Source organism: Streptomyces sp. SID13726 (genome assembly GCF_010548375.1).
Classification (GTDB): domain Bacteria; phylum Actinomycetota; class Actinomycetes; order Streptomycetales; family Streptomycetaceae; genus Streptomyces.
Genome location: NZ_JAAGLY010000400.1, coordinates 1 through 455, shown reverse-complemented (window position 1 = coordinate 455; position 455 = coordinate 1). Strand labels below are relative to the sequence as shown.

1 protein-coding gene is annotated in these 455 nt (G+C 74.3%); it reads left to right on the top strand.

Going from position 1 to position 455, the window contains the following annotated elements:
* The coding region (locus tag G3I78_RS48275) for a lipase family protein (RefSeq protein WP_239158483.1) at positions 1-455 on the top strand (455 nt) is incomplete at both ends.

Here is a 455-nt window from a genome sequence, read left to right as displayed (position 1 = left end):
GTCGGCATGGGCGACTCCTGCGCACCGAGCAACAACCTGCCGTACGGGACCGCCATGGAGGCCAACCTCATCCAGCAGCTCACCCTGCGCGGCTGGGCCGTGGTCGTCACCGACTACGAGGGGCTCGGCACCCCGGGGGTGCACACGTACACGGTGGGCCCGTCGGCCGGGCGGGCCGTGCTCGATGCCGCCCGGGCGGCCACCCGGCTCCCCGAAGCGGGGCTGTCGGCGGACACCCCGGTCGGGATCATGGGCTACTCCCAGGGCGGCCAGGCCGGCAGCTGGGCCGCCGAGCTGCAGGGTTCGTACGCCCCCGAGCTGAAGGTGAAGGGCACGGCGACGGGCGGGGTCCCGGCCGACCTGCTGAAGGTGGCCGACTTCAACAACGGCTCGTACGGCGCGGGGCTCGTCTTCATGGCGGCGGCCGGGCAGGACGCGGCCTTCCCCGAGCTGCG